Here is a 26078-nt window from a genome sequence, read left to right on the forward strand (position 1 = left end):
ACGGCTAATTCTCCTCTGCTGCTGCCGAGCCGGCGGCACGGATCTGACGCCGACGAAGCAGCAGATAAACCGCAGGGACCACAAACATGGACAACAACGGCGCGGTAATCATGCCGCCAACCATCGGCGCGGCGATGCGCTGCATGACCTCCGACCCGGTGCCGGTGCCCAGCATAATCGGCACCAGGCCGGCGATAATGACCGCCACCGTCATTGCCTTGGGCCTCACGCGCAAGACCGCCCCTTCACGAATTGCATCGAGCAGATCGGTTTCACTAGCGTTACCATTCGCCAGACGTTCATCCCAGGCATGCTTTAAATAAAGCAGCATGATTACGCCGAATTCGGCCGAGACGCCAGCCAACGCGATGAAGCCGACGCCGCCGGCGACTGACAGGTGATAGTCGAGCAACCACAGTAGCCAAATGCCGCCGGCCAGCGCAAACGGCAGCGTTGCCATGATCAAGGCCGCTTCATCGAAGCGCTTGAAGGTCAAATAAAGCAGCACGAAGATAATAAGCAAGGTCGCTGGCACGACGATTTTGAGTTTTTCAGTGGCACGCTCTAGATATTCGAACTGCCCCGACCATGCAATGGAGTAACCCGCCGGCAATTTGACTTCCCTGGCGACGACTTGCTTCATGTCATACACAGTCGAACTCAAGTCGCGATCGCGAATATCGACATACACCCAGCCTGACAGCCGGGCATTTTCACTCTTGAGCATCGGTGGGCCGTCGTCGATGCGGATCGCGGCGACATCACCCAGCCGGATTTGCGCCCCCCGCTCTGTCAGCACCGGTAGCTGGCGCAGTTTCTCAATTGAGTCGCGCACCTCGCGTGGATAGCGCACATTAATCGGGAAACGCTGCAATCCTTCAACAGTTTCACCGATATTGTCGCCGCCGATCGCCGCCGACACCACGCTTTGCACGTCTGCTATATTCAAGCCATAGCGGGCGGCCGCGTCGCGATCGATGTTGACGTCGATGTACCGTCCGCCGTTCAGGCGCTCGGCCAGCGCTGAGGAGACACCCGGCACCTTCTTGACTGCGCGTTCTATCTCACCAGTGATGCGGTCAATTTCCTGCAAGCTAACGCCTGCGACCTTGACGCCGACCGGGCTTTTTATGCCGGTGGCCAGCATGTCAATCCGGTTGCGGATCGGCGGCACCCAGATGTTGGACAGCCCAGGCACCTTGACGGTGCGGTCCAGTTCCTGTATCAATTTTTCCGGCGTCATGCCAGGGCGCCACTGATCGCGCGGCTTGAACTGGATCATGGTTTCGAACATTTCCAGCGGCGCCGGATCAGTGGCGCTCTCGGCTCGACCGGCCTTGCCGAAGACGCTTTGTACCTCTGGTACCGTTTTAATCAGCCGGTCAGTCTGCTGCAACAACTGCGCGACCTTGCCGGCCGACAGACCGGGCAACGCCGACGGCATGTACAGCACATCGCCTTCATCCAATGGCGGCATGAATTCGCCGCCGAGCCGGGTCATGGGCCAGATCGTGATGGCTGCTACCAGTGCTGCCGCCAGCAAAGTCAGCTTTGGAAAACGCAGTACGACATCGAGCAAGGGGCGGTATAGCGCGACCAGGAAACGATTGAGGGGATTCTTTTGCTCATCGGGAATCCGGCCGCGGATCAGATAGCCCATTAAAATGGGAATCAGCGTCACCGCCAGTCCAGCCGCCGCCGCCATCGCATACGTCTTGGTAAAGGCCAGCGGCGAAAACAGACGGCCCTCTTGCGCTTCCAGAGTGAACACGGGAATAAACGAGAGAACGATGATCAAAAGCGAAAAGAACAGTGCTGGTCCAACCTCAACAGCAGCGTCGCCAATGACGCGCCAATGCTCATGACCCTTTAGCTGTTTACCTGGATGGGCATGATTCCAGGCTTCAATATGCTTATGGGCATTCTCGATCATCACCACGGCGGCATCGACCATCGCGCCTACAGCAATGGCGATACCGCCCAGCGACATGATATTGGCGTTGACTCCCTGGTAGTACATGACGATAAAGGCGATCAGGATGCCGATCGGCAGCGTGATGATGGCCACCAGCGCCGAGCGCAAGTGAAACAGGAACAGCGCACAGACCACAGCGACGACAATGAATTCCTCGATCAGCTTTTCTTTCAGGTTGGTCACAGCGCGCTTGATCAGGTTCGATCGGTCGTAGGTGGGGATGATCTCGACGCCGGGCGGAAGGCTCGCTTTTAGCTTTTCCAGCTTGACCTTGACGGCATCGATGGTTTCCAGCGCATTTTTCCCGGAACGCATGATGATCACGCCGCCAGCAACTTCGCCCTCACCATTCAAATCGGCAATCCCGCGCCGCATCTCTGGCCCGATCTGGATGCGCGCGACATCGCCCAGCCGGACCGATACGCCAGCGTCAGTCGTCATCAACGGAATCTTGCGGAAGTCGTCAAGCGACTTCAGATAACCAGAGGCCCGTACCATGTATTCGGCCTCGCCCAATTCCAGCACGGAACCGCCCGTTTCCTGGTTGGCTTTCTGCACGGCATCGATAATTTTGCCATGTGGGATGTTAAAGGCGCGCATCTTGTCTGGATCGAGCACGATCTGGTACTGACGCACCATGCCGCCAATGCTGGCCACTTCCGAGACGTTGGGCACCGCTTTCAACTCATACTTGAGAAACCAGTCCTGCAAGGCGCGCAATTGCGACAAATCGGTCTTGCCGCTACGGTCGACCAGCGCATATTCATAGACCCAGCCGACGCCGGTCGCATCTGGTCCGAGCGCGGTTTTTGCCTGCGGTGGCAGGCGTGACTGCACCTGGTTCAGATATTCCAACACCCGTGAACGCGCCCAGTACGGATCGGTACCGTCTTCAAACAGAATGTAGACGAAGGAGTCACCGAAAAACGAGTATCCGCGCACCGTCTTGGCACCCGGCACCGACAGCATGGTGGTGGTCAGTGGATACGTGACCTGGTTCTCGACGATTTGCGGCGCTTGCCCCGGATAGCTGGTGCGGATAATAACCTGCACGTCCGACAGGTCGGGAATGGCATCGAGCGGCGTGCGCGCCAGCGACCAAATGCCCCAGACCGTAATGAATACAGTCGCCAACAAGACCAGAAAACGGTTGCTGATAGACCAGCGGATCAGTTTTGTGATCATTTCGCCACTCCCGCGGGTGCTTTCATGCCACCCATGGGTTTATTTTCGGGTTTCGGCGCACCGGAGGTCGGCGCAATGGCCACGATCTCAAAGCTGCCATCCTCGCCTTGCTGGATGTCGAAGGCGACTCGGTCACCTATGCCAATATTGCGCTGCAAGCCCGTGGAAGACACTTTGAAACCCATCGTCATCGCCCCCCACTGCAGCGACGTGATAGGGCCATGCGAAATGGTGATTTCATCCTTGCCGATCTGTTCGACCTTGCCTACCCCATGGTGGCGCGGAAGTGCCTTGTCTGCGTCAGGGGACTGCGTATCGCTCATGCGTGTCGTCGTTCCCTTCAGGCTGGCCTCGGAATCGATCAAGAACTGCGCCGAGACGACCACTTTCTGACCAGCGGATAGGCCCTTGCGAATTTCGGTGAGACCACTGCCTTCGCTGCCGACCTCCACATCGACGGGCATAAACTTGCCGCCCTCCTGGGCAAGCATGACAACGCTGCGCGTACCCGTCTGGATGACTGCCTCCGACGGCACCTGCAAAACATCGGTGCCACTGTTTGACGCGAAGGTCAGAGTAGCAAACATACCGGGCAACAACTGAGCGCCGGGGTTAGCCAGCTCCACACGGGCTTTCAGGGTTCGCGTCGCGGCATTAACTTCCGGCAAAATGGCACCCACCTTGCCCTTGAAAATAGTTCCGGGTAGCGCCTGTACCTGCGCTTCGACGGCGTCACCAGGGCGAACCTTGGCCGCCACGCTTTCGGGAACCTCCGCGTTGACCCATACTGTCGCAAGTCCATTGATGCGAAACAGCGGCGCACCAGCGGAGACGGTCATTCCTTCGCGGGCGCCAAGCTCTGCGATCACACCGCTGATGGGTGCTGAAACCGTCAAGCGAGGATGGACCTTTCCACTTGACTCGACTAGCCGGATTTGCCCCTCACTCATACCAACTAGCCGCATGCGCTGGCGGGCAGCGTCGACCAGGGATGCTGTTTCATTGCCTTGCATACGACGGCTTGCCAGATAGTCTTCTTGTGCCGCGATCCAGTCAGGGACATACAAGTCAGCCAAGGGTTGCCCCTTTTCCACCGGATCGAGCAGGGCACGCGCATACAAGCGCTCTACAAATCCACCGCTACGCGCCTGCACCAGTGCCACGTCGCGCTCGTTATAGGCAACGTTACCGACGGCAACCAAGCCGGCGGACATCCTTCCTGATGTGACGAGCGCTGTGCGCACTCCCAGGTTTTGCTGGACCCGCGGGCTAATCGTAACATTACTGTCCTCACCATCCCCCGCAGCATAGACGGGCACCAGCGGCATATCCATGAACGGTGACTTACCGGGTTTGTCAAACTTCTGGCCCGGCACCATGGGGTCATGCCAATATAATGGTTTCTTGTTGGCAGCACTCGCGGCGCCTGCTGCGTTGCCGGATACCGCCTTGACGTCACCTGTAGATACTGTCTGATGTGCTTGTCGTAAACCAAACTGGTAACCGGCATAAGCGACCGCTGCAAGGGATCCCGCAAGTACCAGGACGCGTAATTTCTTATTGTTCATTTGAATTCCTGCTGGCGATGTACTGCGGAAATCTGCGTGATTGCGATGTCGGGAAAGAGGAAGCGAAGCTGTGCCCAGAACTGGGCTGTATTCATCTGCAACTGCAGCAACTGAACGTGCATGTCCGCACTGTTACGCCTGGCAGCGAGCACCTCAGCCAAAGAGGCTTTTCCGCCACGATAAGAGGCCAGGACCGCTTGGCTTCGCTTGTCGGCAAGGGGCAATAGCTGGAGCGCGTAGCGCTCGCTACGTTCTTGGCCACTCCTCCATTCGATGAGCAAGGCACGGATGTTGGCGGCATCTTCTCGCAGCAGTTCGTCGCGTTCGCTCCTCGCTTGTTCGACCAAGGCGAGTTTGGAGCCTAGTTCGCGGTCCTGCCGGTTTTTGCGATCCCACTGTAATGGCAGGGATAGGCCAACGGAGACCATGTTCGAGTAGGCCGCGCCGCGCTGCTGGAATGCGAACTCGATACTCCAGTCCGGATGCCGATTCGCTTGCGCCAGATTGACGTCGGCCTGGGCGACTTCTTCCTGCCGATTCAACACCATGATCTGCGGGCGGTGCGCCAGTTCAGTGTCGAGCAACACCGGGTCCAGAGGGATGGTGCCCAAGTCGGGCATGCTGGAATCGGCAAGTTCGCCGCTGCTGCCAGTCCAACGCACCAGCATGTTTTTTGCCGTATTGAGGTCGCGTTCGACCTGACTGGCTCGGTCCTCAAGGGTTAACAAGGCAGAACGCGCAGCCAGCACGTCGGCCTGGCTGCCACGCCCGCCCCGATAGGCGGCCGTAGCGGCGTCAATTTCCTGGCGGGAAAAGACCACTTGTTCTGTCAGAACTACTGACATTTTCCGAATGTAGTAGACGTTGAGCCAGGAGATCGCCGTGTCGCGCTGAATCGCGGCGAGTGCGACATCTTTTTGCGCCTGCGCCTTGTCGGCTTCGCGCTCAAGACGTGCGGAACGCCAGCGCAATTTATCGGCGCGTGTCAGTTCCTGCGAAATGCCGATGCGCCGCATCGTCATGAAATCCCCGCTCAAACTAAAGCGATCGGTGCCACTTAAGGGCACATTATCGATGCCGACCTTGAGAGTGGGATCGGGGCGCTGCGCCACTGCTACCGCCATTTCGTGTGCGGCGACAGTTGCCTGGTCCTGCGCATGAAGTTGGCGCGAGCGGGCGACAGCCTGCTGCAGCGCCTCGGTGAAGGTGACTGGCTGGGGGGCCGCGCGCGCATCATGAACGAAGGCAAGCAGCGGAACAGTAAGGGCGAGAGTTAACGCCGTCTTCATGAATGGGTGAAGGCGGACGATGCGTGCATTTGTATGCACGGTGTACGGGATTGACATGGCAGCTCCAGAATGCGATGGGAGGCATCGCCTTGTCGAACCCGACAAGGCGATGGCGATCTAGGCAGTCTGGAGTGTTAAATACGGAAACAGCAATGGCGGATAGCGATAGGCGGTGCCGTTGGCCTCGCCAAGGTAATGAGCAAAGGAGGTTTTGCTGAATACACTACGGGAGTGTCATAAATAGCTAACGTCAGAAGCAGGACAACAGGTACGAAAGATGGGTGGTCGGCGACAGGCGTCTTGTCCAGCGACTGCCTGGACGCATCCCCCACAGCATAAATTTGACACAACGTCGACTGGTCAGTGTCCATGCCGGCGCAGTCTGTCATCGCGGGCATCGCAGACACCCCAACACCTGCGGATGTAACGGAACTACCGACTCCCATCGGTACGCCGGGGCATAGGTATGAAGCGACCGCATGCTGCATGAACAGCATGCTAAGTATCGCGACAAGAGCCGTGAACAATCGCACTGTGCGGGAGGTCTTCATAAACTATCTAAACGGATGATATTCGTAGCCTAGGTTGTATCAAACCAACTGTCAAGCTATTGCTATGCTGTCACTTGACCGTGAGCAAGTACGGATCGAATGACAGATATCATCACTATACGCATTACCATAATGGGAAGGTCAATCAAAGACATATGTCGCCGGATTGGAATGCTTTACGTTTAATTGCTTGACAAAAAACTTGCAATCGATGCACCATTTCCAGCAATTCCTTCGCTGGACCGGTGTCGATTGATTTCAATGACGAATATCCATGAAACGGCTTATCCACGCCTGAAACAAGAGTTCACTGAGCAGGAGCTCGGGGCGATCTACACGCCTTCGCGCGCACAAATTGACCATATCTTCACGCTGTATCGCCAAGCATCGCATCGTACTTTTTTGCTGATCCAACTTATGCTGTTGCAAAGGCTCGGTTATTTCGTCCCTTTGTCGAGCATCCCGTCTATCGTGGTGCGGCATATCTGCGAACATAGCGGTCTGCGCGTTCCGGCAAAACGAGCGCTGGCGCAATACGATCAATCCGGTAGCAAGACAACACACCAGCGCCGTCTGCGCGGGTACGTGGGGATCCGGGTGATGGACTCGTCCGATGAATACTGGCTGGAAGATCAGGCCCTGCAGGCTGCCCATACCAAGCAGGAGCTACCCGACATTATCAATGTCCTGATTGAAGAGTTGGTCCAGCGTCGCCTGGAACTGCCTGGATTCACCTACTTGTTCAGGCTGGCTCGCCATTCCCGTACCAGCGTCAATGACGGCATCTATAAGGCGGTGGCTGGCGGATTGCCAACTTGCGTGGTCGAGCGTTTTGAACACATGCTCACTGCGGGTAAGAACCTGCGCATATGGGATAGCCTCAAACGCGAGCCGAAGCAGCCCAATGTGCGTGCGGTGACGGATTTCCTGGCCCACATTGAGACCATGATCGCGCTGGCGCAGGATCTGCCCAATACCGAGGCCATCGCCGCAACCAAGCGTGAACAACTCGTTTTGGAGGCGCGTGCCCTGGATGTGGCGGAAATGCGGCGGCTCAAGCCACTCAAGCGCCACACCCTCATCGTGCTGCTGATTCAAAGCCAGTTGCAGAAGGCAATGGACGATATCGCCGAAATCTTCATCAAGACCATCCGCAGCTTGCATAACGGTGCCGAGGAACGGTTGCGGCAATATCACCTGCAGCACGCCGAACAGATTGAGCGTTTGATCGGACAGTTCCGCGAAGTGCTGACCGTCCTGAGCGACGAGGGCAGCGACGAGGAGCGCGTCGCTAGGGTCGAGCAATCCCTCGACGGGGATCTTGGGGCATGGATCACTGAATGCGACGAGCACATGGCGTATGCTGGCAATAACTATTATCCGTTCATGCTGGTCGGGTATGTTGGCAAGCGCAGCCTGCTCTTCAAGTGCCTCGAAGCGCTCAGTCTGAAATCGAGCTCCCAGGATCAGAGCCTGCTGGCGGCGATCGCCATCATCCAAAAGCATCGCTCCAGCCACAAGGAACAACTGCCAGCGGCAGAAGGTGCGCTACCTGAATTGGCACTGGACTGGATGTCCGATAAGTGGCGCAAGCTGGTTTTTGGCCGAGTCGCAGCCGATGCCCCAGCGAACGTGCATCGCAAGTATTTCGAACTTGCCGTGATGACGCAAGTCATGGATGAACTCAAGTCGGGCGATCTGTACGTCGAGCATAGCGGCGACTACGATGATTATCGCAACCACCTGGTGGACTGGGAGCAATACGAGCGTGAAGTGAAAGCCTATGGTGAACTGGTAGGGCTGTCGGTGGAAGCTCCGGCGTTTGTCGCGCAGTTGCGCGACAAACTCGGCAGTCTAGCGCGCGACGTTGACAGCCGATTCCCGCAAAATAGCCTTGCCGATATAGACGAGAGCGGCATTGTGATCCGTCGCATGGAGCGCCCGAAGCCGCCACCCGAACTTGACGCCATCGAGCAGATGGTCACCAATGAAATGGATCCGGTGAGCATCCTTGATGTATTGACCGAGACTGAAAAATGGTTGGACTTGCATAAACTCTTCGGTCCGTTGTCCGGCTTCGAGGCCAAAGTAGACGATCCGCGCAAGCGCTTCATCACTACGTTGTTTTGCTATGGTTGTAACCTGGGCGCCACGCAAACCGCACGCTCGATCAAGGGACTGAGCCGCAAGCAGGTGGCCTGGCTCAATCTCAAGCATGTCACCGAGCAGCGTCTGGACAAGGCGATCGTCAAGGTGATCAATGCATACAACCGCTTCGCATTGCCACGTTATTGGGGGTCGGGAAAGAGCGCGTCGGCCGACGGTACCAAATGGAACATTTACGAGGCTAACCTGCTTTCCGAATACCATATCCGCTACGGTGGATACGGCGGCATTGGCTACTACCATGTGTCCGACAAGTACATCGCGTTGTTCAGTCACTTTATTCCATGCGGCGTCTATGAGGCGGTTTACATCCTCGATGGGCTAATCAACAACCAGTCGGACATCCAGCCAGATACGCTGCACGGCGATACCCAGGCCCAAAGCACGCCTGTCTTTGGCCTGGCTTCGCTGCTGGGTATCGACCTGATGCCCCGCATCCGCAATATCAAAGATCTGGTGTTCTTCAAGGCGGACAAGGCCGACCAGTATGACAATATTGGCAGCCTGTTCCGTGGATCGATCGACTGGGAACTGATCGCGCGCCATATGAAGGACATGCTGCGCGTCGTTATTTCCATCAAAGCGGGCAAGATTGCGCCATCGACGATCCTGCGCCGCCTAGGGACCGCTAGCCGCAAGAACAAGCTCTACTACGCGTTCCGCGAGCTCGGTAGGGTACATCGGACAATGTTCCTGCTCAAGTACATCAACGACGCAGAATTGCGTCGTACCATCCATGCAGCAACCAACAAGAGCGAGGAATTCAACGGCTTCATCAAATGGTTGTTTTTTGGGGGCGAAGGCATCATTGCCGAAAACGTTCGGCACGAACAGCGCAAGGTTATCAAGTACAACCAGCTCGTTGCGAACATGGTCATCCTGCACAATGTCCATGAGATGACGCGGCTCCTCAAGACAATACAGGCAAAGGGATATGTGCTAACGGAGGAGGTGCTTCGCGGCTTAGCGCCATATCGGAAAGGGCACATCAACCGATTCGGCGAATATATGCTGGACCTTGAACGCGAGGTAGCCCCGATGAATTATAAAGTCGAATTTACCAAATAAATCAATTGGTTAGGTCGGTTTTTGCGAAAAAAACTGCAATCCCGGCCGGCCCTCTTATACGCGCGGTATGTCAGCCCCACCATGCGCTTGCCGCCACTGACGACGGGGCGCAGATTGAAATCGAGGCCCATGCCATTGTCCAGGATGAAATCGGCGGGCGTGACGGCGATGCGCTCGTCCTCCATGCCCGTGGAGGTGCATTTAAGCAAACCATTCTCGATATAGCCGATATCGTCGATACTGCGCGTGGTGATGGTGATGCGGCGCAGTTGCTGGACATGCGCTTCCGAGCACGGCGCCAGGTCCAGCGCATCGGCGCTGCGCAGGGCCATGCTGGCCGAGGCAATCGAACGGTGGGCACGCTCGAGCGCGTAGCCGGCCAGCAGGCGCAGGCGTTCCTGCTCGCCTTGCTCGGCGCGCACGGACGACAGGTAGAAGGCCAGGCTCAAGGGAGCGGCCACGCCGATGACTGCGACCAGCACGCTGGTGATGATGATGCGTTTTCTGCGCATGCGATTGCCTGTGGTAGTTATATGATTGCCATGTATTTCCTGATGGAATCATATTACAAGCCGAGGCCGTGTACTTGAATATTGCTGAACAGTTACACTTTTCACACTTTCTGTACCGGCCGGGCCAGCACGAAGACCAGCGCCGCCACCACGGCCGCCAGCCCGCCAGCCAGGTAGAGCACGCTGGCAAAGCCATCGATAAAGGCGTGCCGGGCCGCTTCCTGCGCCACGGCCTGCATGGCGGGCGGTAGCTGGCCGAAAGCCTCGGCCGCGTTGCCGGCGACGATACGCCCTATCATCTCGGGTGAGGCCTTCAAGCCGTGCAGCCACGCCAGCTTGTCGAACGAGGCGGCCGTGCGCATGGCCAGCACGGCGCCCAGCGCCCCCACGGCCAGCACGATGCCGACAAAGCGCGTGGTGGTGCTGATGCCAGACCCCATGCCCGTGCGTTCGCGGGGGATGCAGGCAAGGATGGCCTTTTGCGTCGTGCCATTCAGCAATCCGGCGCCCGCGCCCGTGACGACCATGCCGGCCGCCACCAGGCCGTATTGCAGGCTGGCGGCGGCCAGTGCCGTGGCTACGTTGCCCACGGCGACGATCAGCAAGCCCGTCACCAGTATGCCGCGGTCGTCCAGCCAGCGCATGGCGCGCGGCGCCAGGCGCGACAGCACCACCATGGCCACGGCAAACGGCAACATGGCGCAGCCGGCCAGCACGGCGGAAAAGCCGAAGGCGTTCTGCAAATACAGGGGCAAGAAGGTCATCATCACTTGCGCGGCGATGGCGTAGCCGAACATGCCCAGCACGGCGCCGACAAACACGCGGCGGCCAAACAGGGACAGATCGACCATGGGCGCGCGCTGGCGCCGTTCCACCAGCACGAACACGGCCAGCAGCGCCGCGCCCGCCATAAACCGCAGCACAGTGGCGTGGCTGGCCCAGCCCGCCACGCTGGCGTCGATCAAGCCCCAGATGATGCAGAACAGGCCGGCCGAGAACAGCAGCGCCCCCAGCGGGTCGAAACTGGCGTTGGACGCATCCTTCGATTCATCCACATGCTTGCCTACCAGCCACATCAGGATGGCGACTACGGGCAGGTTCAGATAAAAAATCCAGCGCCAGTTGATGGCGCTCGTGATCAGGCCGCCCAACAGCGGCGCCACCGTCATGGCCACGCCCATGGCCGCGCCCCACACGGACCACGCCCTCGCCCGCTCCTTTTCCGCGTGAAAGGTGTGGCCGATGACGGCCAGCGCGGACGTGAGCAGCAGCGCGGCGCCCAGGCCCTTGATGGCGCGCGCCACGTTGAGCACGAACGGCGTCCACGCCAGGCCGCACAGCAGGGATGCCAGCGCGAACACGGCCAGGCCAAACAGCATCACCCTGCGCCTCCCCAGGCGGTCGGCAATGCTGCCGGCCGGCAGCAAAAACGAGGCGAACGCCAGCATGTAGGCGCTGACCACCCATTCCACGTCGACAAAGCTGGCATTGAGCGAGCGGGCGATCGACGGCAGGGACACGGCCACCACGTTGGTGTCGAGCATGATCAATGCACACACGCCCGAGCACGTATATAAGGTCCAGTTGGTATTCTTCATGCCTCGATTGTAAGCAAGCTTGTATTATTTCCTGTTATAAGATGAGCGCCTTATAATTCACCCATGGTGAATATAGACAAAGACATGGAGTTGCGGCACTTCCGCTGCGTGCTGGCCGTGGCGCACAGCCTGCATTTCGCGCGGGCGGCTGCCGAGCTGGGCATTTCGCCTCCCGCGCTGACCAAGCAGGTGCAGGAAACGGAGCACCTGCTGGGCACGCGCCTGTTCCAGCGCAGCAAGCGCGCCGTGGCCCTGACGGCCGCCGGAGAATTGTTCGTCATCGAGGCCACGCGCGCGCTGGCGCAGCTGGCGCAGGCGCAGGACGTGGCGCGGCGCGCGGGCCGGGGAGAGCTGGGACGGCTGGAAATCGGCTACGTGGCCTCGGCCGCCTATTCCGGCGTGCTGCAAGACCAGTTTGCCCGCTTTCGCGCCAGCCACCCCGGCATCCACATCTGTGCGCGCGAACAGGCGATGGATACCCTGCCCGGCTTGCTGGACCAGGGCCGCGTTGACCTGGCGTTCGTGCGCCCGCCCCTGCACCTGCCGGACGGCATAGACATGGTGGTCTTGCTGCGCGACCGCTTCGTGCTGGCCCTGCAGGCAGACAGCCCGCTGGCCCGCCTGGACGTGGCGGAACCGGCCGCGCTGGCGCAGCAGGCCTTCATCGTGCCGGAACAGGAGCTGGGAACACTGGAAGTCAGCCGGCGCGGCGGCTTTGCGCCACAGGTTGTGTCGCGCCCCGGCAGCCTGGTGGCCGTGCTGACGGAAGTATCGCTGGGCGTGGGCTGCGCCATCGTGCCCCACTCCGTGATGGCCAGCGTGCAATTGCCCGGTGTGTGCTTCCGCGACCTGGCAGCACCGCAGATCAGCTCGGAAATCGCCGTAGCCTTCCGCCGCCACGAACAGGCGCCCGCCGCGCGCGCCTTCATTGCCCAGCTGCGCGCCGCGGCGCTGAATTGAGAAGATGCTGCCTCAGCCCTGCTTCAGCACGACCACGGCATAGGTGCAATCGCTGGCCGTTTCATTGCTGAACACGCAGTCGGCGGGCGGACCCAGTTCCAGGCAATCGCCCGCGTCCAGCACGTGGCGGGTATCGCCTTCGATGAAGACGAGGCTGCCGCTGAGTGACCAGATCAGCTGGCGCCGCGCCACATAGGCGGCGGCCGGCATCGCCACCACGGCGCCTGGCGGCAAGCTAATATGCACGAGGTCGAGCGGCATGTCGGACGCGGGCGACACATGGCGCCGCACATAGTCACTCTGCGGGTCGATCCACACGGGCTGCTCGGCCTTGCGCAGCAAGCGCCCTTCGCGCATCTCCGCGCGGGCGATCAGTTCTGACATGCTCAGGCCGAAGGCGCCGGACAGCCTTGCCAGCAAGGTGGCCGTGGGGCTGCAGTCGCCCCGCTCCACCTTGTGCACCATCGCGCGCGAGACGCCCGAACGGGCCGCCAGTTCCGTCAGCGACCAGCCCAGCGCTTCCCGTTCGAGGCGCACCCTGGCGCCGATGCGCTGGTTCAATTCGTCTGGTTTAGTGGACATGGGTCAGATTCTATTCGGATTCTATTGGACAAGGCTTGGACGGCAATCTATGATTTGTCCATTATAGTAGACGACTAGCAAGGAGATCAACATGCACATCCGCGATGCCCATGCGGGCGATATCGAGGCAATCACGGCCATCTATAACGATGCCGTCAGCAATACCCTGGCCATCTGGAATGAACGGACCGTCGATGCGGCCAACCGCGCAGCCTGGCTGGCCGACCGCGAGCGGGCCGGCTATCCGGTGCTGGTAGCCATCGATGCGCAGCACAATGTCGCCGGCTACGCCTCGTTTGGCGACTGGCGCCCGTTCGAGGGTTTTCGGCATACGGTCGAGCATTCCGTGTATGTGCGGGCCGATCGCCGCGGCGCCGGCGTCGGCAAGGCCTTGATGGGGGAACTGATCGTGCGCGCGCGCGGCCTGGGCAAGCACGTCATGGTGGCGGGCATCGAAGCGGGCAACGCCGCCTCGATCGCCCTGCACAAGCAGCTGGGTTTCGAAGAGGTGGGATTGATGCGCCAGGTGGGCACCAAGTTTGGCGCCTGGCTGGACCTGACATTCCTCCAGCTTCAGCTCGATGCGCGCAGCGATCCGGACGGCATCACGCCGTCCAGATAAGGTCAGGCAGGCATCAGGGATCGCGTATCAGAGATCGCGTATCAAAGATCGCGTATCAAAGATCGCGTATCAAAGATCGATATCCGGCGGCGGGCGGCGCAAGGCCATGTGTTCCCAGACGGCCACCAGGACCAGCACGCAACTGGTGATGCAGGCCAGGGTCAACGGCGTGTACAGGCGGCCATAGGCCATCGGGATCAGCGCCAGGATGATCAGGATGCCCAGCAGATGCGACAGCGGCGGCGTGGCGCGGTCATTGCTGACCCATTTGAACAGCGCATTGCCCAGCAGATACAGGATCGGCCCGCCCAGCAAGGCGCTGATGCCGGCGAAGCTCGCTTCATCCGGATGCACGAGCGCCAGTTCGTCGGCCACGGCGCTGACGATCACGCCGCCCACGATCAGCACGTGGATATACGTGTAAGCCTTGCGGGCGATGCGGCCCGGGTCCTTCGAGTGGGCGATGCGGTGGTGACCCGCCTCGGCGCCCGTATCGAAATAAATCCACCACATGGCGATGCTGCCGACCAGTGCCGACAAAAAGCCCAGCCAATTGCCGGCCGTCCATTCCAGACCCGCGAAGGTGGCGCCCGTCACCAGCAAGGATTCACCGAGGGCGATGATGACGAACAGGCCGCAGCGTTCGGCCATGTGGCTGCCATCGACATCCCAGTCGGCGATCGTCGAACGGCCCAGGCCCGGCAGGCCGAACTGCATCCATGGGCCGGCCAGGTCGATCAGCAGGGCCGCGCCCCACCAAAAGATGCGCTGCTCGGGCGACGCGAGGCCGCCGGCGATCCAGAAGATGCCGGACAGCACGGCCCACAGCGCGATGCGCTGGAAATTGCGGCGGCGCGCCAGCGCTTCATGGCGCACGGCCCACCAGGCGAACAGGGGCCGACCCACCTGCATGGCCACGTAGGCGCCCGCAAAGCCCAGGCCCCGCGTGCCGAACGCTTCAGGAATCGAGGCCGACATGATCAGGCCGCCCAGCATCAGCGCGAACAGGCTGATGCGCACGGGAATGCGCTCGGGGTCGAGCCAGTTGGTGATCCACGACGTAAAGATCCATGCCCACCAGACGGCCATCAGGAGCAGGCCCGTCTGCAGCCAGCCCATGGCGCTCAGGTGCGCCAGCAAGCCGTGCGACAGTTGCGTAACGGCAAACACGAACACCAGGTCGAAGAACAGCTCGATCATGCCCACCTTGCCGCTGTCCTGCCCGCCGCGCGTGCGCAACAGCGATTTTGTCAATTCCATAGATACTCTTTCATTCATGCTAGTAAAACGTTCAATTCGGGCGTTTATGACTTTACCGGCGTCAATAAGGGCAAGCCGGCAAAGTGCGCCGCCAGATTATCGACGACCAGTTGCCCCATCGCATGGCGCGTTTCCACGGTCAGGCTGCCCACATGCGGCGTCAGCACCACGTTCGGCAAGGCGCGCAAGGCGGCCGGCACGCGCGGTTCGTCCGCAAACACATCCAGACCTGCCGCGCCCAAGTGGCCATCCTGCAAGGCGGCAATCATGGCGTCTTCGTCGATGAGGGCGCCACGGGCGATATTGATCAGGGTGCCTTGCGGGCCCAGCGCGTCTAGCACGGTGCGGTCGATAATCTTGCGCGTGGCGGGCGTGCCCGGCGCGCAGACGATCAGATAATCGCATTCCTGCGCCAGGGCCAGCAAGGATTCGGCGCGCGGTACGGATGTGCCGGCAATGGCGCGGGGCTGAAAGTAGCGCACCTGGACGCCGAAGGCGGCCAGGCGCAGCGCGATGGCCTGGCCGATCTGGCCGAAGCCGAAGATGCCGGCCGTCTTGCCGCGCAGGCTGGAGGCGGGGGCGATGGCCTCGCGGCGTTCCCAGCCGCCATCGCGCACGAAACGGTCGAGCGTCACGATGTGCCGCGCGCTGGCCAGCAGCAAGGCCAACGCCACGTCGGCCACGTCATCCGTCAGCACGTTCGGCGTGGTGGTGACGGCGATGCCGCGCGCGCGGGCTGCGTCGAGGGCCACGCCATCGAGGCCCACGCCATTCACGGCGATGATTTCCAGGGCGGGCAGCAAGGCCATGTCGGTGGCGTTCAAGCCCAGCGCGCCCGTCGTCACGACGGCGCGGATGGCAGGCGCGCGTTCGGCCAGCCAGGCGTGGCGCTCGTCCGCCGGCACTTGCCAGGCGTGGTGGCAGGTATATTGCTGCTCCAGCTGCGCGTTGACGGCAGCCGAGGGGCTGGGAGCGAGGATGAGGAGTTCGGGTGGCATGGGCGTCCTGGGGCGTGTCGACATAAGGGTGGGAAACAAACGCAGACGCAACTTAGCATATTTGACGCCCAGCCGGGGATGGCTGCCCCGGAATGGCCGTCAATCCCATACCATTGATACGGTCTTTAGCCAGGGCAAGGCACGCGTTTCACCTTGCCGCCCGTCTTGAACGGGTCAGCGCCAGAGCCAGGATTCTCGGCCATGCCATAGCAGGTGGCGCCGCCGGCGCTGACCACGCGCGTGGCGGGCCGGCCATCAGCCGTCAGGTATTCCTCCACGCGAATGACGGGGCCGCCGCGCCAGGCGGAGGCGACCAGCTTCTGGAAAGCGCTTTCGCTTTTGAGTTCGGCTGCGGCCAGCCACGGCTTGTCTTGCTTGATTTCGCCGCGCAGGGACTTGTCGGCGGCCCCGGCGGCCAGACGGGCGCGCGTGCGCAAGTCTGCGGCGGGCGCAGCTGCGGGCGATTCTTCGGCAGGCACGGTGATGGTTTCTGCTGCAACGGCGGGCGATGCGAGGATGGCGGGAGGCGTGGCAGGCGCCGCACTGGCGCGCGCACGCGGCATGGGAAACGGCAGCGGCAGCGGCAAGGCCATCGACGGCGTCTGCGGCGGTGGACGGGGCGGCATCAGGCTCATGAAGGCCACTTCCGTGTATTGCTTGAGCTGGCGCGCCGGCAGCAGGAGGAAATACAGGCCCAGCGCGTGCATGGCGAGTATCAGCGCAACAGCCATGCCTTTCAGGCTCAAGCCCCGCCGCATGCGCAGGGAGGCGGACTGTAGATGGCGGAGCAATGGCATGCGGTTTCCTGTGGGCGCCGGGCGCGATGGCCCATTTTAGCGAAACTTGAGCATAGGCATTAATAAATCCATAAGGTATCGTCTGGCGCGCCTTTTTCCGCCAGATTCCAGTGCCTGCCTGGTGTTGTACGAATGGCGACTTTTTTTATGACATTCTCACACTTATTCACGCCCCGCTCGTCACTGGAATATAATGATAATCATTCTCATTAATATCCAAACAACACCATGCGCCCCTTCCGCCTCGCTCCTACCCCCTTCGCCCTGGCCGCCTTCCTGCTGGCCAGCACTGCCGCCCACGCCCAACACACGCCGCCAGGCAGCGATGCGCAAACCATGCCCACGGTGGAAGTGAATGCCTCGGCCGATGCGTCGGCGGAAGGCTTGTCGAAAGCGTATGCAGGTGGCCAGGTGGCGCGCGGCGGGCGTTTGGGCTTGCTGGGCAACGTGGACATGATGGACACGCCCTTCAACAGCACCAACTATACGCAGGCGCTGATCCAGGACCAGCAGGCACAGGGCGTGGGCGATGTACTGCAAAACGATGCTGGCGTGCGCGTGACGCGCGGCTTCGGCAATTTCCAGGAAATGTACATGATCCGCGGCTTCGCCGTGAATTCGGACGACCTCGCGTATAACGGCCTGTATGGCTTGCTGCCACGCCAGTTTGTCGCTTCCGAATTGCTGGAACGCGTGGAAGTGTTCCGTGGCGCGAATAGCTTCATCAATGGTGCGGCGCCCGGCGGTGGCGGCGTCGGCGGCACCATCAATCTGGTGCCCAAGCGCGCCACCGATGCACCGCTGACACAGATTACGGTCGGCACGGAAAGCGGCGGCCAGGGCTATGTGGCAGCCGATATCGGCCGCCGCTTCGGCCCCGACAATAATACCGGCGTGCGCATCAATGCAGTACGACGCGATGGCGACACAGCCGTCGACCGCGAAAAGCGCGAACTGAGCGTATTCTCTGTCGGCGCCGATTACCGCGGGCGCGATTTCCGCCTGTCGGCCGATGCCGGCTTTCAGGAACACAAGCTGCGCAATCCGCGCCCAAGCGTCAGTGTGGCCAGCGGCGTTGCCGTGCCCGCTGCGCCTGATGCCAGCAGCAACTTCGCGCAAGGCTGGACGCACTCCAACGAACGCGATACTTTCGGCACCCTGCGCGGAGAATACGACCTCGCCAAGGACGTCGTGGCTTGGGCTGCCATCGGCTTTCGTAATGGCGACGAGTCGAACGTGCTGGCAGCGCCCACGGTGAACAGTACGTCCGGCGCGGCCAGTTCCTATCGCTTCGACAATACCCGCCACGATAGCGTCCGTACGGGCGAGATCGGCGTGCGCGGCAAGCTGCGCACAGGCAGCGTCGGGCATACCATCAGCGCCACCGCCTCGACCTTCTGGTCGCAATCGAAGAACGCCTATGGCATGAGCGATTTTGTGACAGGCTTTGGCACGAATATCTATGCTCCCGTGCAGGTAGCCGCGCCCGCGCCAACCTGGTTCATGGGCGGCGACCTGGCGCATCCGCTGGTGACGGCACGCACCATGCTGTCGAGCTTTGCCATTGCCGACACCATGGCCTTTGCCGATGACGAGGTATTGCTGACTGTGGGCGCGCGCCGCCAGACCATCAAGGACGATTCGTACGACTACAACACGGGCGTCCGGTTTGATAGCAGCAGCTACAGCGAAAGCACCACCACGCCTGTGCTGGGCCTGGTGTATCGCCCAGTCAAGGAAGTGTCCGTCTATGCCAACTATATCGAAGGCCTGCAAAAAGGCGCGGTCGCCGCTGGCACCGGGGTGACCAATGTCGGCCAGGCGTTCGCGCCCTACAAGTCGAAACAGAAAGAAATCGGCGTCAAGTATGACGCTGGCCGCATCGGCGCCAGCCTTGCCCTGTTTACCACCAAGCAGCCATCGGCCTATGTGGAAAACGGTATCTTCGGCGTGTTTGGCGAACAGCGCAACCGCGGCATCGAATTGTCGGTCTTCGGTACACCTGCCCGTGGCCTGCGCCTGCTGGGCGGCCTGACACTGCTCGACACGGAGCAGCTGAGCGCCATGAACGCTGCCAACGAGGGCAAGGATGCCATCGGCGTGCCTGCTACCCAGCTGAATTTCGGTGCGGAATGGGATGTGCCCGGCGTACGCGGCCTGGCTTTGACGGGACGCACCTTGTATACGTCGAAGCAATACATCGATGGCGCTAATATGCAGAAAGTGCCGTCCTGGACACGCCTGGACCTGGGCGCACGCTACCTGACCACCATCGCCGACCGCGCCGTCACCTTGCGCGCGCGCCTGGATAACGTGACCGACAAGAACTACTGGGCGTCTGCCGGCGGCGCCTCGGGCGCTGGCTATCTTGTGCTGGGCGCCCCACGCACCGTCGTCGTGTCGGCGTCAGTGGACTTCTAAGCCAGAAGACAAAGCTGCCCTCGGGCAGCTTTTTTTTTCGCGTGCGCGCCTGTGCCGCGAGGCGCGATTCGGCGACAATGCCCGCATGAAACGACTCCCCGCCCTGCTGCTCTTGCTCTGTCTATCCCTGCCGGCGGCTGCCCAGAAGCAAGCCGCCTGCCCCTATGCCGCCTGGAAAAGCGGCTTCAAAGGTGATGCGCGGGCGCAAGCCACGTGTTTATTACGTCCCGTCAAGTTGTATGCGCGCCTGGGCGACAGCGCGCCGCTACCGGACATTCTTGCCGCCCACATCGGCCAGCGCACGGGCATCACTCCGGCACGGCTGCGCGCCTGGCTGGCACAGCAGTCGATCAGTGAAACGGATGTGGGCGGCGCCGTCGACGCACCGCTGTCGCGCGCCGTGGGCCGGCTGGCGGCGCCTATGGCCCGCTATTTCGTCATCCATGACACCAGCTACCCGAATTTCTTGCTGGAAACTATTCCCGACCATATCAACGATGCCAGCTGGGACTTCAACGATTTTAGCTTGCGCAATCCGGCGCTGGGTGGCGGGCCGAAAGGCCATGTGTATGTGAACCGTCTGGGCGCCTCGCTGCAAGTGCGCGACTTTGGCACGCCCAGCTACGCCAGCAAGCTGGAAAAGGACAAGCCGTCGCTGACGGGCCTGTTCCTGCACGTGGAGCTGGTGCAGCCGCGCAATTCCGTGCCGGGCGGCGGCAAGGGCAACGACGGGCTGGCCCCCGATCCGGGCTTTACGCCAGCGCAATACGACCGCCTGGCCCTGCTGTACCTCGCTGCCAGCGTGCGCAAGGGCACGTGGCTGATTCCCGCCTTCCACGCCGTGCTCGATACGGGTTTTGCGAACGGTCATGACGACCCGCAGAACTTTTCTCTGGCCGAGTGGTCAGCATCGCTTTCCCGCCTGCAGGCGACTCTGCGGCAAGCCGATACGGGACAATAAGGCGTTTCCCTGGCCGCCGAATTGGCGCATACTATTATGAGCATAGCCATTCCTGTCAGGGAGTTCAGGTGAATATTGCCACGGATCATCAGGCGGACCGCCAGGCGGGCGCGCGCCATCCACTGCAGCGCGCACAGCGCATCTTTGCCATGCGCGACGCCGTCCTTGGCGTCTGGGAACAGCGCGTGCGGGCCAGCGTGCGCGGTGCGGATCAGTTGCTCAAGCCCATCCTCACCAACACCCTGCCCGCTTTTTTCGATAATCTGGCCGAAGCACTGACCCCGGGCCACCCGCGCGAAAACGCCGCCAGCAACAGTAACGTGCCCGCCGTGCATGGCAATGAGCGGGCGCGCATGACGAATTACGGGCCGGAACAGGTAATCCAGGAATACCAGATCTTCCGCGACTGCTTTGCCGCCGTCGCGCATGAATCAGGTATCACCCTGCGCAGCAAGGATTGGCATGTCATCAACGAGTCCATCGACGTGGGCATCTGCGAATCGATACGCGAATTTACCAGCATGCACGAAGCTTTCCGGCGCCGCATCGCGGCCGGTCTGTCGCACGACATGCGCAACCCCCTCGCTGTTATCAGCACCAGCGCCCAGTTGCTGCTCCGGCCAGTGGACCCGGAACGGGTGGTATTGCTGGCGCACAAGATTGCCGAGCACAGCAAACGGCTCGACAGCATGATCGAGGAATTGCTCGATAGCCTCAGCTACCACCAGGGCCAGCGGCTGCCGCTGGCCCTGAGCCAGTTCGATGTGCTGCCCCTGGTGCACGCCGTGGCCAGTCAGGTCAATCTGCAGCTGCCCGACAAATGCCAGGTCAACGGCCAACCCGTTGTCGGCTGGTGGTGCGAGAACTCGCTGCGACGCGCGCTGGAAAACCTGCTCGGCAATGCCATCAAGTACGGCGACGACGCGCCCATCAGCGTGCACGTGGAAGCGGTCCACGAACGCCTGATCATCACCGTCCACAATGGCGGCCAGGCCATCGCGCCGGAGCAGGCCGAACGCATCTTCGACTACCTGCGCCGCGAGAACGACAACCCCGCGCCAGGCTGGGGCATCGGCCTGCCTTTCGTGCAGAACGTGGCCGAAAGCCACGGCGGCAGCATCGCCGTCGACAGCGCACCTGAAACGGGCACCAGCTTCATCTTCGACGTGCCCGTCGATTGCCGTCCCTTCGTCCAGCCCGCCGACTTCCCCAAGAGTGACAGTTAGCGCACCAAATCGGTGCGAAGAACGCCGCAACGCCACAAAAGTGGTCATATTTGCACATCTTCGAGGCCACCCTCTTGGCACGCTTCCTGCTGAGCTATACATAGACACGGCTCAAGGGAAATCACAACATGGCAAATTTTTTCAATGAAATGACTGCGGATGAAGTGGGTACGGACAGCAAGGTACGTGAACACTATCGTGAATTTGACAACTGGCTGGCGCAGCAATCCCCCGAGACCATCGCCCGCAAGCGGGCCGAAGCCGACCTGACGTTCCGCCGGGTAGGCATCACCTTCGCCGTGTATGGCGACGATGCCGGCACGGAGCGCCTGATACCGTTCGACACCATCCCCCGCATCATCCCCGCCGCCGAATGGGCGCAGATGCAGACGGGCCTGGTACAGCGCGTGCAAGCCTTGAACATGTTCATCCATGATATTTATCATGGGCAAAACATCATCAAGGCGGGCATCATTCCTGCCGAGCAAATCTACAAGAATGCCCAGTATCGGCCGGAAATGCAGGGTATTTCCGTCGCCTCCGACATCTACGCGCACATCGCCGGTGTCGATATCGTGCGCGCCGGCCAGGGCGAATTTTATGTACTGGAAGACAATTTAAGGGTGCCTTCGGGCGTGTCCTACATGCTGGAAGACCGCAAGATGATGATGCGGCTGTTTCCGGAACTGTTCGCCCGCAACCGCATCGCCCCCGTTGACCATTATCCGGACATGCTGCTCGACAACCTGCGCTCCGTCGCGCCCATGGGCGTGGATGACCCAACGGTCGTCGTCATGACACCCGGCATGTACAACTCCGCCTACTTCGAACACGCCTTTTTAGCCCAGCAAATGGGCGTGGAACTGGTCGAAGGCAAGGATTTGTTTGTCAACGACAACTCCGTGTACATGCGCACCACGCGCGGCCCCAAGCGCGTCGACGTGATTTATCGCCGCGTTGATGACGATTTCCTCGATCCGCTGGCTTTCCGCTCCGATTCCTCGCTGGGCGTGCCAGGCCTGCTGTCCGTCTACCGGGCCGGAAGAGTCACCTTGGCCAACGCCATCGGCACGGGCGTGGCCGACGACAAGTCCATCTACCCCTTCGTGCCCGACATGATCAAGTTTTACCTGTCGCAGGAGCCGATACTCAACAACGTGCCCACTTACCAGTGCCGCAAATCGGCCGACCTGTCCTACGTGCTGGCGAATTTGTCCAAGCTGGTGGTCAAGGAAGTGCATGGCGCGGGCGGCTATGGCATGCTGGTGGGCCCGGCATCGAGCGCCGCGCAGATCGAGGATTTCCGCCAGCGCCTGCTGGCCAATCCGGGCGGCTACATCGCCCAGCCTACACTTGCCCTGTCCGCCTGCCCCACGTATGTGGACGCCGGCATTGCGCCGCGCCATATCGATTTGCGCCCGTTCGTGCTGTCTGGCAAGACGATTTCCATGGTACCGGGCGGCCTGACCCGCGTGGCGCTGGGCGAAGGCTCGCTGGTAGTCAATTCCTCGCAAGGGGGCGGCACCAAGGATACCTGGGTACTGGAAGCCACATCCGCTTTTGCAGGAGAAAAAACATGCTGAGCCGCACTGCCGATCATTTGTTCTGGATGGCCCGCTACACGGAACGGGCGGAAAACACGGCGCGCATGCTGGACGTCAACATGCAGACCTCGATGCTGCCCCAGTCCGAGCAGGACGCGGAACAGGGCTGGCGCGCCACCCTGGGTATTTCCGAACTGCAAAGCGCGTATGACCACAAATATGGCCGCTTCCATACGCGCGACGTACTCGACTTCATGGTGCGCGACCCGAACAACCCGTCTTCCATCCTGGCCTGCCTGACGGGCGCGCGCGAAAACGCCCGCGCCGTGCGGGGGACATTGACGACCGAAGTGTGGGAAATCCAGAACGCCACCTGGCTCGACATGCAGAAACGCCTGAAGAGCAATCTGCTGGAAACGGACCCCAGCCAGTTCTTCGAATGGGTCAAGTACCGCTCGCACCTGTCGCGCGGCGTGACCCTGGGCACCATGCTCAAGGATGAAGCCATCCATTTCATCCGCCTGGGCACCTTTCTGGAGCGCGCCGACAACACGGCGCGCATCCTCGACGTGAAGTTCCACGGCGCGCGCGACACGTCGAAAGACATCACCCAGCGCGACTTTTACTACTGGGCGGCCCTGCTGCGCTCCGTCTCCGGCTTTGAAATCTACCGCAAGGTCTACCGCGACGTGATCACCCCGGCGCGGGTAGCGGAATTGCTGATGCTGCGCGGCGACATGCCCAGATCCTTGCTGGCCTGCATGGATGACGTGGTGGAAAATCTGAAGCATATCCGCAACGATGTGTCGGCCGATACGGAGCGGTTCGCCGGCAAACTGCATGCCGAGTTAAAATTTGGCCATATCGACGACATCATGAAGGCTGGCTTGCACCATACATTGACGGAGTTTCTGGAAAACATTTATGAGCTGGGCAACCGGGTCAGCCGCGACTTCCTCGTTCCCCTGGCGGCCTGATGCAGCTCACCATCCGCCACGAAACCCATTACGCCTACAGTGCATCGCTGGCCTACACCATCCAGCAGCTGCATCTGACGCCGCGTATCGAGCCGCAGCAGCGCGCCCTGTCCTGGCAGATCACCACGCCAGGCCGGTGCCACGCTTATACGGATGCCTACGGCAATTTGTCGCACATGCTGACCATCAGCGGCAGCCATCAATCCCTGAGCCTGGTGGCGCACGGCGTGGTGGACACCATCTACCCGCACAAGGGACGGCTGAACCTGATCGACACCTTGTCGCCGCTCTTGTTTACCATGCCGACACCCCTGACGCAGGCCAATCCCGCCATTCTGGAGTTGGCGGCCGCCAGCCTGCCGGACCGCCGGGTGACGGCCGGCACGGGCCATTTGCTGCGCCTGGCCGAGCACATCGTCGGCAAGGTGGCGTATGAAAGCGGTGCCACCATGGTCACCACCACCGCTGGCGATGCCCTGGCGCTGGGACGCGGCGTGTGCCAGGACCACGCCCATCTGTTCCTGGCCTGCTGCCACGCCTGGGGCATCCCGGCCCGCTATGTGTCCGGCTATATCGATCCAGGCACGACGGGCCATGCGGCCAGTCACGCCTGGGTCGACGCCTGGACGGAAGACACGGATTTCGCAGGCTGGGTCAGCATCGACGTCACGCATGCGCGCCTGATGACGGACGCGTATTGCCGCCTGGCCATCGGGCGCGACTATGATTCGGCCGCGCCCGTGCGCGGCGTGCGCCAGGGTGGCGGCACGGAAACGTTAAGAGTCGATGTGCAGATCGTGCCCGTGTAACTGGCAGGAATGAGGCTGGCCGGGCCTTGCCAGCAGGTGGCAAGGCCCGGCTGGTGTAGAATGTCCCCCCTTTTGACTTGATTTACGACGATGACTTATTGCATAGGCATGCGCCTCAACGAAGGCCTGGTCTTCCTGTCCGACTCCCGCACCAACGCCGGCGTGGACCAGGTGGGCACCTTCCGCAAGATGAGCGTGTTCGAAAACCCGGGCGACCGCATGCTGGTCCTGATGACGGCCGGCAACTTGTCGATCTCGCAGGCGATTCGCCAGATCGTCTCCGAACACGTGGATGCAGATGGATGCAGTATCTGGAACGTGGCCAGCATGTACGATGCGGCGCGCATCGTGGGCGAAGCCGTGCGCACCGTGCACCAGCGCGAAGCGAAGGCCCTGGCCGAGTGCGGCATCGATTTCAATGTCAGTATTATTCTCGGTGGCCAGATAGGCGCCGAACGCTGCCGGCTGTTCCAGGTGTATTCGGCCGGCAATTTCATCGAATCGCACGATGAAAACACGTATTTCCAGATCGGCGAAGCGAAATACGGCAAGCCCATTATCGACCGGGTGATCAACCCGGCCACGCGCCTGGACGAAGCGGCCAAGTGCGCGCTGATCTCCATGGATTCCACCCTGCGTTCGAACATTTCCGTCGGCTTGCCGCTCGACCTGCTCGTCTACGAGACAGGCAGCCTGGCCGTCACGCGCTTCGTCACCATCGATGAAAAGAACCAGTATTTCCGCATGATCCGCGACACTTGGGGAGAGCAATTGAAACATGTTTTCGAAGGCATCGTCGATCCCGTGTGGAATGCGGCGCCGGAAACCGCGACGAACGTATTGTCGTCGGCCAACATGCACAGCAAGCCCGTGCGCGTGGCCATTCCCGAGCACCTGAGTCGCGGCGGCCTGACGGTAGCGCCCTTGCAATCGCTGGCGCAGCAGTTCGGCGACGACAAACAGCATTGATCTGCCGCGCACCGCCCGCGCGCGGTGCTGGACAAATCGC

The 26078-nt window shown here is 61.1% G+C and carries 19 protein-coding genes; 10 read left to right on the top strand and 9 right to left on the bottom strand.

The genetic code is table 11. The features are described 5' to 3' along the window. Positions 1 to 4 precede the first annotated feature (4 nt). The 3 genes from CLU92_RS07030 to CLU92_RS07040 are packed head-to-tail and all read right to left on the bottom strand — an operon-like array spanning position 5 to position 6074. Positions 5 to 3160, bottom strand: coding sequence for an efflux RND transporter permease subunit (locus CLU92_RS07030; protein WP_071080257.1), 3156 nt, complete (start codon positions 3158 to 3160; stop codon positions 5 to 7). Then, positions 3157 to 4728, bottom strand: a complete 1572-nt coding sequence (locus CLU92_RS07035; protein WP_071080259.1) for an efflux RND transporter periplasmic adaptor subunit — start codon at positions 4726 to 4728, stop codon at positions 3157 to 3159. The genes CLU92_RS07030 and CLU92_RS07035 overlap by 4 nt, the downstream gene beginning before the upstream one ends. Continuing rightward, on the bottom strand, positions 4725 to 6074 hold the full coding sequence (locus CLU92_RS07040; protein ID WP_257561006.1) for a TolC family protein: 1350 nt from the start codon (positions 6072 to 6074) through the stop codon (positions 4725 to 4727). Before CLU92_RS07040 ends, CLU92_RS07035 begins: the two co-directional genes overlap by 4 nt. A gap of 755 nt (positions 6075 to 6829) precedes the next feature. Between CLU92_RS07040 and CLU92_RS07045 the strand changes: the two genes are divergently transcribed. After that, complete coding sequence (locus CLU92_RS07045) at positions 6830 to 9802, top strand: Tn3 family transposase (RefSeq protein WP_070289053.1); 2973 nt, start codon at positions 6830 to 6832, stop codon at positions 9800 to 9802. Here the strand turns inward: CLU92_RS07045 and CLU92_RS07050 are convergent. After that, positions 9778 to 10314, bottom strand: a complete 537-nt coding sequence (locus CLU92_RS07050; RefSeq protein ID WP_257561007.1) for a CSS-motif domain-containing protein — start codon at positions 10312 to 10314, stop codon at positions 9778 to 9780. The genes CLU92_RS07045 and CLU92_RS07050 overlap by 25 nt on opposite strands. A 101-nt stretch (positions 10315 to 10415) precedes the next feature. Beyond that, entirely contained in the window at positions 10416 to 11912 is a 1497-nt protein-coding gene (locus CLU92_RS07055) for an MFS transporter (protein WP_101481280.1), read from the bottom strand. 72 nt (positions 11913 to 11984) lie between these two features. Between CLU92_RS07055 and CLU92_RS07060 the strand changes: the two genes are divergently transcribed. Continuing rightward, entirely contained in the window at positions 11985 to 12872 is an 888-nt protein-coding gene (locus CLU92_RS07060; RefSeq protein ID WP_166674885.1) for a LysR family transcriptional regulator, read from the top strand. 12 nt (positions 12873 to 12884) lie between these two features. Here the strand turns inward: CLU92_RS07060 and CLU92_RS07065 are convergent, their stop codons facing one another. Beyond that, positions 12885 to 13454 (bottom strand): XRE family transcriptional regulator, encoded by a 570-nt coding sequence (locus CLU92_RS07065; RefSeq protein ID WP_101481281.1) that lies wholly within the window; start codon positions 13452 to 13454, stop codon positions 12885 to 12887. 91 nt (positions 13455 to 13545) lie between these two features. Between CLU92_RS07065 and CLU92_RS07070 the strand changes: the two genes are divergently transcribed. Beyond that, positions 13546 to 14076 (top strand): GNAT family N-acetyltransferase, encoded by a 531-nt coding sequence (locus CLU92_RS07070; RefSeq protein WP_101481282.1) that lies wholly within the window; start codon positions 13546 to 13548, stop codon positions 14074 to 14076. A gap of 69 nt (positions 14077 to 14145) precedes the next feature. Here CLU92_RS07070 and CLU92_RS07075 read toward each other — a convergent pair whose 3' ends face one another. The 3 genes from CLU92_RS07075 to CLU92_RS27715 form a co-directional block, all read right to left on the bottom strand. Then, positions 14146 to 15330, bottom strand: a complete 1185-nt coding sequence (locus CLU92_RS07075; protein WP_373918912.1) for a low temperature requirement protein A — start codon at positions 15328 to 15330, stop codon at positions 14146 to 14148. Positions 15331 to 15380: 50 nt separating this feature from the next. Then, on the bottom strand, positions 15381 to 16334 hold the full coding sequence (locus tag CLU92_RS07080) for a 2-hydroxyacid dehydrogenase (RefSeq protein WP_101481284.1): 954 nt from the start codon (positions 16332 to 16334) through the stop codon (positions 15381 to 15383). A 125-nt stretch (positions 16335 to 16459) separates the two neighbouring features. Further along, entirely contained in the window at positions 16460 to 17131 is a 672-nt protein-coding gene (locus CLU92_RS27715) for a hypothetical protein (protein ID WP_180338450.1), read from the bottom strand. 228 nt (positions 17132 to 17359) lie between these two features. Between CLU92_RS27715 and CLU92_RS07090 the strand changes: the two genes are divergently transcribed. The 7 genes from CLU92_RS07090 to CLU92_RS07120 all read left to right on the top strand — a co-directional run bounded on the left by CLU92_RS07090 (position 17360) and on the right by CLU92_RS07120 (position 26038). Then, entirely contained in the window at positions 17360 to 19552 is a 2193-nt protein-coding gene (locus CLU92_RS07090; RefSeq protein WP_101481285.1) for a TonB-dependent siderophore receptor, read from the top strand. Positions 19553 to 19637: 85 nt separating this feature from the next. Next, positions 19638 to 20513 (top strand): hypothetical protein, encoded by an 876-nt coding sequence (locus CLU92_RS07095; protein ID WP_143452556.1) that lies wholly within the window; start codon positions 19638 to 19640, stop codon positions 20511 to 20513. A gap of 68 nt (positions 20514 to 20581) precedes the next feature. Beyond that, positions 20582 to 21739 (top strand): sensor histidine kinase KdpD, encoded by a 1158-nt coding sequence (locus CLU92_RS07100; protein WP_101481287.1) that lies wholly within the window; start codon positions 20582 to 20584, stop codon positions 21737 to 21739. Positions 21740 to 21867: 128 nt separating this feature from the next. Further along, positions 21868 to 23322 carry a circularly permuted type 2 ATP-grasp protein gene (locus CLU92_RS07105; RefSeq protein ID WP_101481288.1) on the top strand — a complete coding sequence of 485 codons (1455 nt, stop codon included), beginning with the start codon at positions 21868 to 21870 and terminating at the stop codon, positions 23320 to 23322. After that, positions 23316 to 24260: an alpha-E domain-containing protein gene (locus tag CLU92_RS07110; RefSeq protein WP_101481289.1), complete on the top strand. Its 945-nt coding sequence runs from the start codon at positions 23316 to 23318 to the stop codon at positions 24258 to 24260. The genes CLU92_RS07105 and CLU92_RS07110 overlap by 7 nt, the downstream gene beginning before the upstream one ends. After that, positions 24260 to 25069, top strand: coding sequence for a transglutaminase family protein (locus tag CLU92_RS07115; protein ID WP_101481290.1), 810 nt, complete (start codon positions 24260 to 24262; stop codon positions 25067 to 25069). The genes CLU92_RS07110 and CLU92_RS07115 overlap by 1 nt, the downstream gene beginning before the upstream one ends. 90 nt (positions 25070 to 25159) lie before the next feature. Continuing rightward, positions 25160 to 26038 carry a peptidase gene (locus tag CLU92_RS07120; protein ID WP_101481291.1) on the top strand — a complete coding sequence of 293 codons (879 nt, stop codon included), beginning with the start codon at positions 25160 to 25162 and terminating at the stop codon, positions 26036 to 26038. Positions 26039 to 26078: the final 40 nt, after the last annotated feature.

The organism is Janthinobacterium sp. 61, from assembly GCF_002846335.1.
Classification (GTDB): Bacteria; Pseudomonadota; Gammaproteobacteria; order Burkholderiales; family Burkholderiaceae_D; genus Janthinobacterium.

What these genes read in the sequence shown, in the direction of transcription:
- CLU92_RS07030 (WP_071080257.1), bottom strand. Translation starts at nt 3,160, where the DNA reads ATGATCACAAAACTGATCCGCTGGTCTATCAGCAACCGTTTTCTGGTC.
- CLU92_RS07035 (WP_071080259.1), bottom strand. Translation starts at nt 4,728, where the DNA reads ATGAACAATAAGAAATTACGCGTCCTGGTACTTGCGGGATCCCTTGCA.
- CLU92_RS07040 (WP_257561006.1), bottom strand. Translation starts at nt 6,074, where the DNA reads ATGTCAATCCCGTACACCGTGCATACAAATGCACGCATCGTCCGCCTT.
- CLU92_RS07045 (WP_070289053.1), top strand. Translation starts at nt 6,830, where the DNA reads ATGACGAATATCCATGAAACGGCTTATCCACGCCTGAAACAAGAGTTC.
- CLU92_RS07050 (WP_257561007.1), bottom strand. Translation starts at nt 10,314, where the DNA reads ATGCGCAGAAAACGCATCATCATCACCAGCGTGCTGGTCGCAGTCATC.
- CLU92_RS07055 (WP_101481280.1), bottom strand. Translation starts at nt 11,912, where the DNA reads ATGAAGAATACCAACTGGACCTTATATACGTGCTCGGGCGTGTGTGCA.
- CLU92_RS07065 (WP_101481281.1), bottom strand. Translation starts at nt 13,454, where the DNA reads ATGTCCACTAAACCAGACGAATTGAACCAGCGCATCGGCGCCAGGGTG.
- CLU92_RS07070 (WP_101481282.1), top strand. Translation starts at nt 13,546, where the DNA reads ATGCACATCCGCGATGCCCATGCGGGCGATATCGAGGCAATCACGGCC.
- CLU92_RS07080 (WP_101481284.1), bottom strand. Translation starts at nt 16,334, where the DNA reads ATGCCACCCGAACTCCTCATCCTCGCTCCCAGCCCCTCGGCTGCCGTC.
- CLU92_RS27715 (WP_180338450.1), bottom strand. Translation starts at nt 17,131, where the DNA reads ATGCCATTGCTCCGCCATCTACAGTCCGCCTCCCTGCGCATGCGGCGG.
- CLU92_RS07090 (WP_101481285.1), top strand. Translation starts at nt 17,360, where the DNA reads ATGCGCCCCTTCCGCCTCGCTCCTACCCCCTTCGCCCTGGCCGCCTTC.
- CLU92_RS07095 (WP_143452556.1), top strand. Translation starts at nt 19,638, where the DNA reads ATGAAACGACTCCCCGCCCTGCTGCTCTTGCTCTGTCTATCCCTGCCG.
- CLU92_RS07105 (WP_101481288.1), top strand. Translation starts at nt 21,868, where the DNA reads ATGGCAAATTTTTTCAATGAAATGACTGCGGATGAAGTGGGTACGGAC.
- CLU92_RS07110 (WP_101481289.1), top strand. Translation starts at nt 23,316, where the DNA reads ATGCTGAGCCGCACTGCCGATCATTTGTTCTGGATGGCCCGCTACACG.
- CLU92_RS07115 (WP_101481290.1), top strand. Translation starts at nt 24,260, where the DNA reads ATGCAGCTCACCATCCGCCACGAAACCCATTACGCCTACAGTGCATCG.
- CLU92_RS07120 (WP_101481291.1), top strand. Translation starts at nt 25,160, where the DNA reads ATGACTTATTGCATAGGCATGCGCCTCAACGAAGGCCTGGTCTTCCTG.